The sequence below is a fragment of the Streptomyces sp. NPDC051207 genome, from assembly GCF_040682395.1.
Classification (GTDB): Bacteria; Actinomycetota; Actinomycetes; order Streptomycetales; family Streptomycetaceae; genus Streptomyces.
This window is the reverse complement of sequence record NZ_JBFBAX010000005.1, coordinates 17157-32003: the sequence shown is the minus strand read 5'-3', so window position 1 is coordinate 32003 and position 14847 is coordinate 17157. Positions and strand designations below refer to the sequence as shown.

Annotated in this window: 13 protein-coding genes; 6 read left to right on the top strand and 7 right to left on the bottom strand. The window is 70.3% G+C overall.

Translation table 11 applies throughout. From position 1 onward, the window contains the following. Positions 1-21 precede the first annotated feature (21 nt). Complete coding sequence (locus AB0M97_RS06935; RefSeq protein WP_365959693.1) at positions 22-1215, bottom strand: RtcB family protein; 1194 nt, start codon at positions 1213-1215, stop codon at positions 22-24. 231 nt (positions 1216-1446) lie between these two features. Here AB0M97_RS06935 and AB0M97_RS06930 point away from each other — a divergent pair, with 231 nt between their 5' ends. The 3 genes from AB0M97_RS06930 to AB0M97_RS06920 all read left to right on the top strand — a co-directional run bounded on the left by AB0M97_RS06930 (position 1447) and on the right by AB0M97_RS06920 (position 4874). Next, on the top strand, positions 1447-2319 hold the full coding sequence (locus AB0M97_RS06930; RefSeq protein ID WP_365959692.1) for a DUF3558 domain-containing protein: 873 nt from the start codon (positions 1447-1449) through the stop codon (positions 2317-2319). Between the two features lie 118 nt (positions 2320-2437). Further along, positions 2438-3331 (top strand): DUF3558 family protein, encoded by an 894-nt coding sequence (locus AB0M97_RS06925; RefSeq protein ID WP_365959691.1) that lies wholly within the window; start codon positions 2438-2440, stop codon positions 3329-3331. A gap of 151 nt (positions 3332-3482) precedes the next feature. Then, the gene (locus AB0M97_RS06920) at positions 3483-4874 is read left to right on the top strand and encodes a DUF2637 domain-containing protein (RefSeq protein ID WP_365959690.1); all 1392 of its coding nucleotides are present in this window, start codon (positions 3483-3485) and stop codon (positions 4872-4874) included. Positions 4875-4959: 85 nt separating this feature from the next. Here the strand turns inward: AB0M97_RS06920 and lysS are convergent, their stop codons facing one another. After that, positions 4960-6720: a lysine--tRNA ligase gene (lysS, locus tag AB0M97_RS06915; RefSeq protein ID WP_365959689.1), complete on the bottom strand. Its 1761-nt coding sequence runs from the start codon at positions 6718-6720 to the stop codon at positions 4960-4962. A 125-nt stretch (positions 6721-6845) separates the two neighbouring features. Here lysS and argS point away from each other — a divergent pair, with 125 nt between their 5' ends. After that, positions 6846-8609: an arginine--tRNA ligase gene (argS, locus tag AB0M97_RS06910; protein ID WP_365959688.1), complete on the top strand. Its 1764-nt coding sequence runs from the start codon at positions 6846-6848 to the stop codon at positions 8607-8609. Between the two features lie 57 nt (positions 8610-8666). Here argS and AB0M97_RS06905 read toward each other — a convergent pair whose 3' ends face one another. The 3 genes from AB0M97_RS06905 to AB0M97_RS06895 form a co-directional block, all read right to left on the bottom strand. After that, entirely contained in the window at positions 8667-9647 is a 981-nt protein-coding gene (locus tag AB0M97_RS06905; protein WP_365959687.1) for a polysaccharide deacetylase family protein, read from the bottom strand. Between the two features lie 28 nt (positions 9648-9675). Beyond that, entirely contained in the window at positions 9676-10632 is a 957-nt protein-coding gene (locus tag AB0M97_RS06900; RefSeq protein WP_365959686.1) for a glycoside hydrolase family 11 protein, read from the bottom strand. 259 nt (positions 10633-10891) lie between these two features. Continuing rightward, positions 10892-11290 carry an ATP-binding protein gene (locus AB0M97_RS06895; protein ID WP_365959685.1) on the bottom strand — a complete coding sequence of 133 codons (399 nt, stop codon included), beginning with the start codon at positions 11288-11290 and terminating at the stop codon, positions 10892-10894. A gap of 121 nt (positions 11291-11411) precedes the next feature. Here AB0M97_RS06895 and AB0M97_RS06890 point away from each other — a divergent pair, with 121 nt between their 5' ends. Beyond that, entirely contained in the window at positions 11412-12197 is a 786-nt protein-coding gene (locus AB0M97_RS06890; protein ID WP_365959915.1) for a helix-turn-helix transcriptional regulator, read from the top strand. After that, a complete protein-coding gene (locus AB0M97_RS06885) occupies positions 12194-12373 on the top strand; it encodes a DUF397 domain-containing protein (RefSeq protein WP_365959684.1) in 180 nt (59 codons plus the stop codon). The genes AB0M97_RS06890 and AB0M97_RS06885 overlap by 4 nt, the downstream gene beginning before the upstream one ends. 28 nt (positions 12374-12401) lie before the next feature. On the opposite strand, the gene AB0M97_RS06880 is transcribed toward AB0M97_RS06885, so the two are convergent. Continuing rightward, positions 12402-13646 carry a PLP-dependent aminotransferase family protein gene (locus AB0M97_RS06880; protein ID WP_365959683.1) on the bottom strand — a complete coding sequence of 415 codons (1245 nt, stop codon included), beginning with the start codon at positions 13644-13646 and terminating at the stop codon, positions 12402-12404. A gap of 121 nt (positions 13647-13767) precedes the next feature. After that, entirely contained in the window at positions 13768-14760 is a 993-nt protein-coding gene (gene hemB / locus AB0M97_RS06875; RefSeq protein WP_365959682.1) for a porphobilinogen synthase, read from the bottom strand. Positions 14761-14847 lie beyond the last annotated feature (87 nt).

Here is a 14847-nt window from a genome sequence, read left to right as displayed (position 1 = left end):
CCGGGTGCGTGCGGCAGGCCGTCAGCCCTTGACGCACACGAACTGCTTCAGCTTCGCCACGACTTCGACGAGATCACGCTGCTGCTGCATGACCTGGTCGATGTTCTTGTAGGCGCCGGGAATCTCGTCCAGGACCCCGGAGTCCTTGCGGCACTCCACGCCCCGCGTCTGCTCCTCCAGGTCCTTCGTCGTGAACCGGCGCTTCGCCGCGTTGCGGCTCATCCGCCGGCCGGCGCCGTGCGACGCCGAGTTGAAGGCCTTCTCGTTGCCCAGGCCCTTCACGATGTACGAACTGGTGCCCATCGAGCCGGGGATGATTCCCAGCTCCCCGGAGCCGGCGCGGATCGCTCCCTTGCGGGTGACCAGCAGGTCCATGCCTTCGTACCGCTCCTCGGCCACATAGTTGTGGTGGCAGGAGATCTCCGGTTCGAAGGACGGCTTCGCCTTCTTGAACTCCTTGCGGATCACGTCCTTCAGGAGCGCCATCATGATCGACCGGTTGCGCCTGGCGTATTCCTGCGCCCAGTACAGGTCACTCCTGTAGGCCGCCATCTGCGGGGTGTCCGCGACGAACACCGCCAGGTCACGATCGACCAGGCCCTGGTTGTGGGGGAGCTTCTGAGCGACGCCGATGTGGTGCTCGGCCAGTTCCTTGCCGATGTTCCGGGAGCCGGAGTGCAGCATCAGCCAGACCGCATCCGACTGATCCAGGCAGACTTCGATCATGTGGTTGCCGCCGCCCAGCGTCCCCATCTGCCTGGCCGCCCGCTCCGCACGGAACCTCACCGCCTGCGCGATCCCGTCGAACCGCCCCCAGAAGTCGTCCCACCCGGCGGTGGCCAGCCCGTGAAGGCGTCCCGGCTCGACGGGGCTGTCATGCATCCCCCGCCCCACCGGAATCACCTGCTCGATCCTCGACCGCAGCCGGGACAGATCGCCCGGCAGGTCGTTCGCCGTCAGGGACGTCTTCACCGCCGACATGCCGCAGCCGATGTCGACACCCACCGCCGCCGGGCACACCGCGCCGCGCATGGCGATGACCGACCCGACCGTCGCGCCCTTCCCGTAGTGCACGTCCGGCATCACGGCGAGGCCCTTGATCCACGGCAGTGTCGCCACGTTCCGCAACTGCTGCAGCGCCACGTCCTCGACCGACGCGGGGTCGGTCCACATCCGGATCGGCACCTTCGCGCCCGGCATTTCCACGTACGACATTTCGTCCTCATTCCCCCGGAAACAAACAGAAGCCCAGAATCGCAATACCGGCGCCAAGGTCAACGAATGGGACAACGGACCGGCGTCCACGGCAGTGCGTGCGATACACATTGTCTCCAGGGGGCGCCCCCGCGCGGCAAGCGAATAACCAGCGGGGACACTGAAGGACACCGGCCCCCACCGCCCCGCACCGCGACCCGACACCGCAGGAACCGTGGAGAGGAGCCGACCGTGCAGCGGAAGGCGTACGTACCTGGCGCCGCCGCCCTCCTCGCGGCCGTGCTCGCCGCCTGCACCGGCACCTCCGGGGACGGCGCCACCACCGACGGTGCGAACCCCGGCGGCCCCGGCACCGTCGCGGCCACGGCCGAGCCCGGCAGGTACCGCACCCTCCCCGAACCCTGCGGCGCGGTCAGCCGCGAGACCCTCAACTCCCTGCTGCCCGGCATCATGCAGATAGCCGACGAGGAGCAGCGCGAGCGGGCCTACACGGGCCGGGCGACGCTCACGTACGACACCGACCGCAAGGTGGGCTGCCGTTGGAAGGTGGAGTCGACGGACGCCACCGATCATCTCCTGATCGACTTCGAGCGGGTGGTGTCCTACGACAGCGCGGTGAGCGACGAGAGCCAGGCCGAGACCCTCTTCGCCGAGCGGCGGGAGGCGGCGGACCTCCCGGAGCCGACCGCCACGGAGTCCGTCACCCGGTCCCCCACCGGGAGCCCCACCGGGAGCCCCACCGGCAGCGCTTCGGAAGGCCGTTCCCCGTCCGCGTCCCCCTCCGGCCCCACCTCGCCGTCGTCCTCGCCTTCGTCCTCGCCTTCGTCCTCGCCTTCCTCCTCCCCTTCGTCCTCCCCGTCCGACCTCCAGCCCCGCGTCCTGGAGGATCTCGGCGACGACGCGTTCCTGGACGACGTGCTCAGCAGCTCCGGTTCGACGGCCGAGCAGCGGACCGTGACTGTGGCGTTCCGCACGTCCAACGTCATCGTGACGATCGAGTACGCGGAGCAGCCGGCCACCGTCGGCGTCGTCCCGGACAGCAAGGAAATGCAGGACAGGGCCCAGAAACTCGCCGCGCAGCTGGACGACTCGCTGTCCGGCTGACCCCCTTTCACAGCCCCTTCGCCCGGCTCGGGAAAGCTCCGGAAGCGGGACACCGCGCTCGGCTCACCGCGTACCGTGACCTCTCGGACCCGTTCCGACCGCAGGAATCACGAGCGTCATGAGTGAAGGAACCATGCAGCGACGAGCACAGCGAGACCAGCCTCACCAGCGAGCGAAGCGCCTCCACCGCGTCCTTGTCTGCGCGGCCGCCGTCCCCGTCATGCTGGTCGCCACGGCCTGCTCCTCCGGCTCCGGCTCCGGCGACGGGGACAACGGCTCCGGGGCTTCCGCGTCGGCGTCGGCGAGCCCGTCCCCGACCGTGCGGGCGGCGGCGTTCGACAGGCTTCCCGAGCCGTGCGACGTGCTGAAGAAGGACACGCTCGAGGATCTCGTCCCGAAGGCCGACGAGTCCGGCAAGGAAGGCAAGTCGGACGATGTGTCGATGCGCGCCTCCTGCTCTTGGAGCAGCCTGGACAACAACGGCGTGAAGGGCTCGCAGTTCCGCTGGCTGAACGTCTCCCTGCTCCGCTTCGAGTCCGACGTCATGCGCGGCGCGGGCGACGAGCTGGCGGCGAAGTACTACGAGAAGCAGGTCCAGGAGGCGGGGGCCGTGGAGGGCGCCAAGGACGCCAGGTCGGAGCCGCTGTCCGGGATCGGCGACGAGGCGACGACGGTGCGCTACGGCCTGAAGAAGAAGGAAGGCGCCTTCAAGCAGCAGACGGTCGTGGCGCGCGTGGAGAACGTCGTCGTGACGGTCGACTACAACGGCGCCGGTCTCGCGGGCGAGAAGACGCCGGACGCGAACGCGCTGGTGAAGGCCGCGCAGAAGGCCGCCAAGGAGGCCGTGGCCGCGGTGGCGTCGGCGAACGGCGGCGACGCGAGCGGTTCGCCGTCGAAGTCCCCGAAGTCCACCGAGTCCCCCAAGAGCCCGTCGGCGTCGGCGTCCAAGGCCGCGGAGGCCCCGGACGCCGCCGAGGCCCGCTCCTCGAAGTCGCCCGCCAGGAACAGCTGAGCCAGAGAGAGCCGAGACACCGCCCACCGGGGCGCGTTGACGGAGCCCGGCCCCCGCGAGGACCGGGCTCCGCCCGTCCCGGCAACGCACCGCCCGCACACATGTGCCACTCTGTTGCGCGCACACCACACGCAAGGGGAGGGGAGTACAGGTGGCCGCGCCACTGCAGCTGACCCGGACGCACCGGATTCTCATCGGCGTGGTCATCACCGGTGCCGTCGTCATCGCCGGCATCGGCTTCGCGGGGTCGTACTCGGCCGTCCGCGAGCTCGCCCTCAAGAAGGGCTTCGGCGAGTTCAGTTACGTCTTCCCGATCGGCATCGACGCCGGTATCTGCGTCCTGCTCGCCCTGGACCTCCTCCTCACCTGGATCCGCATCCCGTTCCCTCTGCTGCGGCAGACGGCGTGGCTGCTGACGGCGGCGACGATCGCGTTCAACGGCGCGGCGGCCTGGCCGGACCCGCTCGGCGTGGGCATGCACGCGGTGATCCCGGTGCTGTTCGTGGTGTCGGTGGAGGCGGCCCGGCACGCCATCGGCCGGATCGCGGACATCACCGCCGACAAGCACATGGAGGGCGTCCGCCTGACCCGCTGGATCCTGTCCCCGGTGCCGACGTTCCTGCTGTGGCGGCGGATGAAGCTGTGGGAGCTGCGCTCGTACGAGCAGGTCATCAAGCTGGAGCAGGAACGTCTCGTCTACCAGGCGAGGCTCCGTTCCCGCTTCGGCCGTGCCTGGCGCCGCAAGGCCCCGGTGGAGTCCCTGATGCCGTTGCGCCTGGCGCGGTACGGGGTGCCGCTGGCCGACACGGCCCCGGCGGGCCTGGCAGCGGCGGGCATAGAACCGGCCCTGATCCCCCCGGCGCCGCAGCCCCAGGAGACACACCAGCCGGACCAGTCCAAGCACCAGCCCGCCGCCGCCCCGGCCGCCGAGCAGCGCCCCGAGCTGGTGCGCGGCGGGGAGCGGGCCCCGGCGCCCCGGGAACCCGAGCCGCCGCGCAACCCCTGGCTGCACTCCCGCGATCCGCAGGAGGTCGAGTACCACGGCGGCTACGACCCGTCGTACGACCCGCAGGCCGCGTACGCCCAGTGGTCGGCGGAACAGCGGCAGGCCGAGCAGTACATCCAGGACCAGTACCCGCAGGATCAGCACTCGCCGGACGAGTACGTACAGGAATACGCCCAGGAACACGTACGGGACCCGTACGACCCGGAGGGACACGTGCCGGAGGGGTACGAGGAGGCACCCCCGGCCGCTGCCCCCGAGCCCTCCCCGGAGGACACGGGCAGCTGGCAGATCCCGGTGGGTCCGGGCCGCACCCGTGAGATGGGTGAGGGCGGCGGCGCCCCGGAGCCGGACGAGGAGGCCCTGTACCAGATCTTCAAGCGGTCGATCAGCGGCAGCGGCTACCCGACGGCGCGCGAGTTCAGCGACAACGTCGAGGCGACGTACGGCTTTCCCGTCCTCGACGCCGACGCCAAGCGCATGGTGCGGCGCTTCCAGGACCGTCACACGGTGGAGCTGGAGGACGACCACGTGGCGTAGAGCCACGTGAAGGCCCCGTCAGGACCCCATGGAGAAGCCCCCTCCGCGCGCCACTCGCACGCGAAGGGGGCTTCTCTCCTCGCCGTTACTCCCCGAGCAGGGCCCGCACCCGCTCCTGCCCCACGGCCAGCAGCAGCGTCGGCAGGCGCGGGCCGGTGTCCCGGCCGACCAGCAGGTGGTAGAGCAGCGCGAAGAAGGTTCGCTGGGCGGTCTTGATCTCCGGCGGCAGCTCCTTGGGCGTGGCGTCCGCGGAGAACCCGGCCTGCACCTTCGGCACCCCGTAGACGAGGTGGGTCAGCCCGTCCAGCGACCAGTGGCCGGCGAGCCCGTCGAGCAGCAGCCGCAGGGACTGCCGGGAGGCCTCGTCGAGGGACTTCAGCAGCTCGTGGTCGGGCTCGTCGCGCACGATGGTGCGCTGGTCGGCCGGGACATGGGTGTTGATCCACGCCTCGGCCTTGTCGAACCGCGGCCGTACCTCGTCCAGCGAGCCGAGCGGCTGCTGCGGGTCGAGTTCGCTGAGGATGCGCAGCGCCTGGTCCTCGTGCCCGGCGGTGATGTCGGCGACGGAGGCGAGCGTGCGGTACGGCAGCGGCCTGGGCGTCTTCGGCAGCTCACCGGCGGCGGTGCCGACCGCGCGGGAGTGGGCGGCGACGTCGGCCGGCAGGGCGGTGCCGTCGGCGACCTTGGCGTCCAGGCGGTCCCACTCGTCGTAGAGCCGCTGGATCTCCTGGTCGAAGGCGATCTTGAAGGACTGGTTGGGCTTGCGGCGGGCGTACAGCCAGCGCAGCAGCTGCGGCTCCATGATCTTCAGCGCGTCGGCCGGGGTGGGCACGCCGCCGCGCGAGGACGACATCTTGGCCATGCCGCTGATGCCGACGAAGGCGTACATGGGGCCGATGGGCTGCTTGCCGCCGAAGATGCCGACGATCTGGCCGCCCACCTGGAAGCTGGACCCGGGCGAGGAGTGGTCGACGCCGCTGGGCTCGAAGACCACGCCCTCGTAGGCCCAGCGCATGGGCCAGTCGACCTTCCAGACCAGCTTGCCGCGGTTGAACTCGCTGAGCCGGACGGTCTCGGAGAAGCCGCACGCGGTGCAGGCGTACGTCATCTCGGTGGACGCGTCGTCGTAGGCGGTGACGGTGGTGAAGTCCTTCTCGCAGTTGCCGCAGTACGGCTTGTAGGGGAAGTACCCGGCGGCGCCGGAGCTGCCGTCGTCCTCGGACGCGGCGCCGGAGCCCTCGGCGGCCTCCAGCTCGGCCTCGTCGACGGGCTTCTGCCCCTGCTTCTTCGCGGCCTGCGCGGCCTTCGCGGGGTCCTTCTTCGTGCGGTACTGGTCGAGTACGGCGTCGATGTCGCCGCGGTGCCGCATCGCGTGCAGGATCTGCTCGCGGTAGACGCCCGAGGTGTACTGCGCGGTCTGGCTGATGCCCTCGAACTCGACGCCGAGCGCGGCCAGCGACTCGATCATCGCGGACTTGAAGTGCTCCGCCCAGTCGGGGTGCGGGGAGCCCTTCGGCGCGGGGACCGAGGTGAGCGGCTTGCCGATGTGCTCGGCCCACGACTCGTCCACACCGGCGACCCCGGCCGGGACCTTGCGGTACCGGTCGTAGTCGTCCCAGGAGATCACGTGCCGGACCTGGTGGCCGCGGCGGCGGATCTCGTCGGCGACCAGGTGCGGGGTCATGACCTCGCGGAGGTTCCCGAGGTGGATGGGGCCGGACGGCGAGAGCCCGGACGCGACGACGACCGGTTTGCCCGGGGCCCGACGCTCCGACTCCTCGATGACCTCATCCGCGAAACGGGAGACCCAGTCGGTGGTCTCGGTGCTCTGAGCCACGATCGGCACGTCCTTCTTCCTGAACGGGTGACACCCCATTGTCACAGACCGTCTCCCGACCGCGAAAACCGCTTTGCCCCCCGTGGGATACTTGCCGTGTCTATCGATCCCACGAGGAGAACGGCTCCCACCTCATGACCTCGGTCACGTCGCTCACCGATCTCGTCCACCAGCGCCTCGCCGCCGCCCTCGCCACCGCCCTGCCGGAGGCCGGTTCCGCGGACCCGCTGCTGCGACGGAGCGACCGGGCCGACTTCCAGGCGAACGGCATCCTGGCGCTCGCCAAGAAGGCCAAGGCCAACCCGCGGGAGCTGGCGGCGCAGGTCGTCTCCCGGGTCGCATCGGGTGACGTGATCAAGGACATCGAGGTCTCCGGACCCGGCTTCCTGAACGTGACGATCGCCGACCGGGCGATCACCGCGAACCTGGCCGAGCGGTACGCGGACGACACGGGCCGCCTCGGCGTCCCGGTCGCGCGGCAGCCGGGCACGACGGTGATCGACTACGCGCAGCCGAACGTGGCGAAGGAGATGCACGTCGGCCACCTGCGCTCGGCGGTGATCGGCGACTCGCTGGCGCAGCTGCTGGAGTTCACCGGCGAGACGGTGGTCCGCCGGCACCACATCGGCGACTGGGGCACCCAGTTCGGCATGCTCATCCAGTACCTGGACGAGCACCCGCACGAGCTGGACCACAAGGATGCCGAGGTGTCCGGCGAGGAGGCGATGTCGAACCTCGACCGTCTCTACAAGGCCGCGCGCGCGCACTTCGACTCGGACGAGGAGTTCAAGACGCGGGCCCGGCGCCGGGTGGTGGACCTCCAGGCCGGTGACCCGCAGACGCTCGCCATGTGGCAGAAGTTCGTGGACGAGTCGAAGATCTACTTCTTCTCCGTCTTCGACAAGCTGGACATGGAGATCCGGGACGCGGACATCGTCGGCGAGTCGGGGTACAACGACATGCTGGCCGAGACGTGCCGCCTGCTGGAGGAGTCCGGTGTGGCGGTCCGCTCGGAGGGCGCGCTGTGCGTCTTCTTCGACGACGTCAAGGGCCCGGACGGCAAGCCGGTCCCGCTGATCGTGCAGAAGTCGGACGGCGGCTACGGCTACGCGGCCACCGACCTGTCGGCGATCCGCGACCGCGTCTTCCACCTCAAGGCGGACACGCTCCTCTACGTCGTGGACGCCCGCCAGTCGCTGCACTTCAGGATGGTCTTCGAGACGGCCCGCAGGGCCGGCTGGCTGAACGAGGACGTGAAGGCGCACCAGCTGGCGTTCGGCACGGTCCTCGGCAAGGACGGCAAGCCGTTCAAGACCCGTGCGGGCGAGACGGTGCGGCTGGTGGACCTGCTGGACGAGGCGATCGACCGCGCGTCGGCCGTCGTCCGGGACAAGGCGCAGGACCTCTCGGAGGAGGAGATCGCCGAACGGGGCACGCAGGTGGGCATCGGCGCGGTCAAGTACGCGGACCTGTCGACGTCGGCGAACCGCGACTACAAGTTCGACCTGGACCAGATGGTCTCGCTGAACGGCGACACGAGCGTGTACCTCCAGTACGCGTACGCCCGAATCCAGTCGATCCTGCGCAAGGCGGGCGACGTCCGCCCGGCGGCACACCCGGAGCTGGAACTGTCCGGCGCGGAGCGGGCGCTGGGCCTGCACGCGGACGCGTTCGCGGAGACGGTGGCGGAGGCGGCGAGGGAGTACGCCCCGCACAAGCTGACGGCGTACCTGTACCAGCTGGCCTCGCTGTACACGACGTTCTACGACAAGTGCCCGGTGCTGAAGGCGGATTCGCCGGAGCAGGTGGAGAACCGCCTGTTCCTGTGCGACATCACGGCGCGGACGCTGCACCGGGGCATGGCCCTGCTGGGCATCCGCACGCCGGAACGCCTCTGACGCAGGCACCGGGAGCGGCGCGGCGGCCCGGGGTCGCCGCGCCGCTCCCGGCTGTTGTCAGCCGACGCTGCAGGAGACGGTCGGCCAGGTGCGGTTGCCGTTGTGCTGGATGGTCACGCCCCAGGTGTTGCCGCTGCCGTTGGGCTTGGCGACGAGGGTCTGGGGGCTCGGGTAGCTGGCGCTGACGTTCCAGGTGGACAGCACCTTGGCCGGGGACGGCACGTTCATCGTCACGGTCCACGTGTTCGAGCCGCTGACCGAGACGTTGAGGTTGTACCGGTCGCTCCAGGTCTGCCCGGCGGACAGGGTGGCGGTGCATGCGGTGCCGCCACCGCCGCCACCGCTGCCGCCGTCGGGGGCGACGGCCCGCCCGGTGGACGGCGAGATCATCCCGGCGCACAGACCCCGGCTCGCGAGGTTCTGGGCGATGCGGGGCAGGGCGGCCCTGCTGTTGGCCGACCAGTCGTGCATCAGCATGACCTGACCGTTCGTCAGCCGCGAGGCGGCCTGCACGATGGCGTCGGTGGTGGCCCCGTTCCAGTCCTGCGAGTCGACGTCCCACAGGATCTCGGTCAGCCCGTACTTGGCCTCGACGGTCCGTACCGTCGCGTTGGTCTCCCCGTACGGGGGCCGGAACAGCTTGGGCGTGCCGCCGCCGGCGCCGGCGATGGCCTGCTGGGTCCGCGATATCTCGGAGTCGATCTGCGCCTGGCTCAGCTGCGTCAGGTGCGGATGGGTGTAGCTGTGGTTGCCGACCCACATCCCGGCGTCGACCTGCGCCCTGACCAGCGACGGGTTGGCGGCGGCGTAATTGCCCTGGTTGAACATGGTGGCCCGCAGCCCGTTCTGCTGCAACGTGCTGAGCAGCGACGACGTGCTGCTGGACGGGCCGTCGTCGAAGGTCAGCGCGACGTACCCGTTGCAGGCGGCGGCCGGCGCGCCCTGCGCGGGCCCGGCGCCGACGGTGAGCCCACTGGCGAGCACGGTCGCGGCGACGGCGAGCCCCGCCACGATTCTCTTCTTGACGCGGATCTTCATACGGAGTGCTCCAGACGGGGGTTCGGGGTCAGCCGGCGCTGCACGAGACGGTCGGCCAGGTCCAGTTGCCGTTGGCCTGGATGGTGGCGCCCCAGTTGTTGCCGCTGCCGTTGGGCTTGGCGACGAGGGTCTGGCTGCTGGGGTAGCTGGCGCTGACGTTCCACGTGGAGAGCACCTTGGCCGGGGAGGGCACGTTCATGGTCACGGTCCAGTTGCTGGCGCCGCTGACCGAGACGTTGAGGTTGTAGCGGTCGCTCCACTTCTCCCCGGCGGACAGGGTGGCGGTGCACCCGGTGCCGCCACCGCCGCCACCGCCGGTACCGGTCCCGCCGACGGTGATGTTGGAGCTGCCGCTGCTCTGGTAGCCCTCGGTGGCCATGATCATGTAGTTCATCGTGCCGAGGTTCATGCCGGCGCGGGCCCAGGCGTCGAAGTGGTTCCCGGTCGTGATGGTCCCGCCGGTCCGCTTGGCCTGCCGGACGCTCCAGAACTGCTTGAAGGTCTTGGTGCCCTCGATGGAGGGGGCGTTGTACCGCGTCGTCTCGTAGATGTCGTACGTGCCGCCGTCGCTGGTGACCGTGCCCTTGAACGTCCCGGTGGGCCGGTAGGTGCCCCAGTTGTCCACGATGTAGTACTCGACCAGCGGGTTGGTCGACCACCCGTACAGCGTCAGGTAGGCGTTGCCGGACGGGCTGAAGGTCCCCGAGTACTGCACGGTCCGCCGCCCACCCGTGGACCAGCCCTTGCCGGCCACGAAGTTGCCGGTGTTGCGCCACTGGGTGCTGTACTGGCCGCCGGCGCCCATGTTCATGGAGACGGTGCCCTGGCTGTCGGTCCAGAACGAGTAGTAGTAGCCGTTGTTGGTGCCGGTCTGGTTGGTCGTGACGAGCGTGTCGGCACTGGCGGTGCCGGGCAGCGCCGTCACGACCACGAAGGCCAGCGCGACGGCGCAGCCTCTCCTGATCCAACGCACAAGCGCGTTCATGTCCGTGCTTCCTCCTCGTGTACGCCTGCATTGCGGGTGCAGCGCGGCGCCAGTGTTGGCCTGCGGAGATCGGCAGTCAACAGTTTCGGCACGAGTTTCGAAAGCTTCGATGGACGTCGAGGAGCGGTGAGTTGAGCGAATGAGCAGCTCAAGTCACGTACAGGCGAGGAAAATTCAAACTCAAACAACTCCCCTCAGAACCGCAAGATCACAAGCCGGGAGAGACTGAGCGAAAGTTTCGCACGCATCTGACGCGCACTCATTTGTCGAACTCGGCCCACACCACCTTGCCGGGGGAGCGCGCGCCCACGCCCCACCTGTCGGCCAGCGCCGCCACCAGCAGCAGGCCGCGCCCGCCCTCGTCGGCCCGGTCGGCGATACGCGGCACGCCGTCGCCGCTGTCGTGCACCTCGACGCGGACGCCGTGGCCGTCGTGGCGCATGCGCAGGAGGAAGCGCCGCCCGGGCGGTACGCCGTGCACCAGGGCGTTGGTCGTCAGCTCGCTCACGCACAGCAGGACGTCGTCGCCGCGCTCCCATTCACCGAGCCCCCAGTACGTCAACGCCCACCACGCCGACCGCCGCGCCGCAGGCACGGAGCTGCGGCTGCGGGGGAAGAACTGGTCTCGCTGGCAGGGGAGTTCATTCACCGCGTTCACGAGACGACTGTCGCGCAGAGTGACTACGGTGGATCAGTGAGTGAGCGCGTACTCGGCTTTTGTACGGATCGTTGAAGGGGGAGACAGCGTGCCGTCACCGCGAAAGAAGAACCTCTCGGCCATGCGGATGCTGGGAGCGCAAGTGCAGATGGCCCGCAAGGCCGCAGGCTACACACAGCGCGCCCTCGCCGCCTTGCTGTCGGTCGACGAGGAGACCATCGCGTCGATCGAGCAGGGAAGACGGGCACTGCTGCCCGACCTTGCCGAGAAGCTGGACGAACTCCTCGACACCAAAGGGCTGCTGGCCACCGCTGTCGCCAAGTTGCCAGAGATCGACCAGTTCCCGCTTTACGTCGAGGACTACATGCACCACGAGCGGGAGGCGATCTCGCTCTCCTGGTACGACGACTCCGTTCTGCCCGGCATTCTCCAGACCGAGCCGTACGCCCGAGCGGTCTTCGGCTCACGGGTGCCCGCGTACAGCGAGGAGGAGCTCGCGGCTTTGACGGCAGCCCGTCTCAAGCGCCAGGAAGTCATTCACCGCGAGGACCCCCCGACGATGAGCCTCGTCATCTGGGAACCGGCGCTGCTCTTCCCTCTCGGGGGCGCCGAAGTGCATCGCGCGCAGATCCACCACCTGCGCAAGTCTGCTGAAATCGCCGCCATCACGCTGCAGGTTCTTCCGCTGAACCGGACCACGCACGCCGGCCTCGCGGGGCCCTTCACACTCATGGAGACGGTCGACCACCAGCACCTCGCCTACGCCGCAGCGCACCGGGGGAGTCGGCTGGTCGCCGATCCGGATGACGTGTCCATCCTTACGCGCAAGTATGCGATGCTGCGCTCGCAGGCACTGACTCCCGAAGACTCCATGGACCTGCTGGACCGGCTGCTAGGAGAGCTATGAGCACGGCACTTCATTGGTTCAAGTCCAGTTACAGCAGCGATGAGGACGAGGCGTGCCTCGAAGTCGCCCGCACCCCTGAAGCCATCCACATCCGCGACTCGAAGAACCCCACCGGCCCCACCCTCAGGGTCTCCCCCGCCACGTGGGCCGCCTTCGTGGTCAGTGGGCGCGCCTGAAGTCACCTGTACGCCGAGCGCCGGCTGCTCAACCAGCCGGTGTGGCACTTCTCGTGGGACCAGGGGCCAGCCCCTCCCCCAGCCTCCGCAACCCCTCCCCGATCTCTTCCGGCGTCTGCGTGACGAAGCACAGCCGCAGGGTGGCGCGGTCGGGGACGCCCGCGTAGAAGGGGGCGCCGGGGACGTAGGCCACGTCGTGCCGGACGACCTGAGGGAGCAGGGCCGTCGTGTCGTGGCCGTCGGGCAGCCGTGCCCACAGGAACATGCCGCCCTCGGGGCGGTTCCAGACCGAGCCGTCGGGCAGCGCGGCGGGGAGGCCGGCCAGTATGGCGTCGCGGCGGGAGCGGTAGGCGGTGGCGACGCGGGCGACGTGGCCGTCGAGGTCGTTGTCGGCCAGGTACCGCGCGGCGGCGAGCTGGTTGACGGTCGGGGTGTGCAGGTCGGCGGCCTGCTTGGCGACCGCGCAGGCGCGGCGCAGCTCACGGGGCGCCCGCAGCCAGCCCAGCCGCAGCCCCGGCGCCATCACCTTGGAGAAGGAGCCGAGGAGCACGGTGCGGTCGCGGGCGTCGTCCAGGGAGGCGATCCACGGCACCCGCTCGCCCTCGAAGCGCAGCTCGCCGTACGGGTCGTCCTCGATGATCCACAGCCCGCGCCGGGCGGCGACGGCGGCCACGGCGGCGCGGCGGTCGGCGGGCAGGGTCCGGCCGGTGGGGTTCTGGAAGGTGGGGACCGTGTAGAGCAGCTGGGGCCGTTCGCGGACCACGAGGTCGTCCAGGGCCACCGGGTCCACGCCGTCCGCGTCGCCGGGCACGGCCAGCACGCGCGCCCCCGCGAGGCCGAAGGCCTGAAGTGCCGCGAGGTAGCAGGGGTTTTCCACGAGGACGGTGTCGCCGGGTTCGACCAGGGCCGTGGCGAGGAGGGACAGCGCCTGCTGGGAGCCGGTGGTGACGAGGAGGTCGTCCGGGCCGGTCGGCAGGCCCCGGGCCGAGGTGCGCGCGGCGAGCGCGGCCCGCAGCACCGGTTCGCCCTCGGTCGTGGCGTACTGGAGCGCCTGCGCGGGCGCCCCCGTCAGCACCGCCTGGTACGCGGCGGCGATGCCCTCGGTGTCGAACAGTTCCGGCGCCGGGAGCCCGCCCGCGAAGTTGATCACCTCGGGGCGGGCGGTGACGGCGAGGATGTCCCGCACGGGCGAGCCCTCGACGGACCGGACCCGCGCGGCGAGCGGCGGGACGTGGGCGGGGGCGTGAGCGGGGGTTGACTCGGCGACGGTCACGGGACGCTCCTCGGGGGACGGCGACGTTCCCCGCACTGTAGAGAAATACCTGCGCCCTACAACCGCATTGACCGCGATCCGGACACCGGGCCGGCCACCCGCCCGGGGCCGCGCCCGCCGGTCACCGCAACTTCTGCGCGACCTCGGTCGCCCAGTACGTCAGGATGTTCCGCGCCCCGGCCCGCTTGATCCCGGTCAGCGCCTCCAGGATCGCCCGGTCCCGGTCGATCCAGCCCTTCTCGGCGGCGGCCTCGACCATCGCGTACTCGCCGGAGATCTGGTACGCCGCCACCGGCACGTCCACGGCGTCCGCGACCCGCGCCAGGATGTCGAGGTAGGGCCCGGCCGGCTTCACCATCACCATGTCGGCGCCCTCCTCCAGGTCGAGGGCGAGTTCCCGCAGGGACTCCCGGGCGTTCGCCGGGTCCTGCTGGTAGGTCTTGCGGTCGCCGGTCAGGGAGGACCCGACGGCCTCGCGGAAGGGGCCGTAGAAGGCGGAGGAGTACTTCACGGTGTAGGCGAGGATCGACACGTCCTGCCGGCCGATCCGGTCGAGCGCCTCCCGTACGACACCGATCTGGCCGTCCATCATGCCGCTCGGCCCGACGACGTGCGCGCCCGCCTCGGCCTGCACCCGGGCCATCTCGGCGTACCGCTCCAGGGTGGCGTCGTTGTCCACGCGGCCCTCGCCGTCCAGGACACCGCAGTGGCCGTGGTCGGTGAACTCGTCGAGGCACAGGTCCGACATGACGATCAGATCGTCGCCGACCTCGGCCCGGACGTCCCGCAGCGCGACCTGGAGGATGCCGTCCGGGTCGGTCCCGGCGGTCCCGCGGGCGTCCTTCTTGGACTCCTCCGGCACGCCGAACAGCATGATCCCGGAGACGCCGGCCGCGACGGCCTCCGCGGCGGCCTTCTTCAGGCTGTCCCGGGTGTGCTGCACGACACCGGGCATGGCTTCGACGGGCACCGGCTCGGCGACACCCTCCCGCACGAACGCGGGCAGGATGAAGTCGGCCGGATGCAGCCGGGTCTCGGCGACCATGCGGCGCAGCGCGGGGGTGGTGCGCAGCCGCCTGGGCCGCGTACCCGGGAAGGATCCGTACGTCGTCATGCCTCCTACGCTACGCCCGCACAGACACCCGATTTGCCGACTGGGCGTCGGAGATGCGGGGCACCCGGAAGGGCCGCGCGCGACCCC

What these genes read in the sequence shown, in the direction of transcription:
- AB0M97_RS06935 (WP_365959693.1), bottom strand. Translation starts at nt 1,215, where the DNA reads ATGTCGTACGTGGAAATGCCGGGCGCGAAGGTGCCGATCCGGATGTGG.
- AB0M97_RS06925 (WP_365959691.1), top strand. Translation starts at nt 2,438, where the DNA reads ATGAGTGAAGGAACCATGCAGCGACGAGCACAGCGAGACCAGCCTCAC.
- argS (WP_365959688.1), top strand. Translation starts at nt 6,846, where the DNA reads ATGACCTCGGTCACGTCGCTCACCGATCTCGTCCACCAGCGCCTCGCC.
- AB0M97_RS06905 (WP_365959687.1), bottom strand. Translation starts at nt 9,647, where the DNA reads ATGAAGATCCGCGTCAAGAAGAGAATCGTGGCGGGGCTCGCCGTCGCC.
- AB0M97_RS06900 (WP_365959686.1), bottom strand. Translation starts at nt 10,632, where the DNA reads ATGAACGCGCTTGTGCGTTGGATCAGGAGAGGCTGCGCCGTCGCGCTG.
- AB0M97_RS06890 (WP_365959915.1), top strand. Translation starts at nt 11,412, where the DNA reads ATGCGGATGCTGGGAGCGCAAGTGCAGATGGCCCGCAAGGCCGCAGGC.
- AB0M97_RS06885 (WP_365959684.1), top strand. Translation starts at nt 12,194, where the DNA reads ATGAGCACGGCACTTCATTGGTTCAAGTCCAGTTACAGCAGCGATGAG.
- hemB (WP_365959682.1), bottom strand. Translation starts at nt 14,760, where the DNA reads ATGACGACGTACGGATCCTTCCCGGGTACGCGGCCCAGGCGGCTGCGC.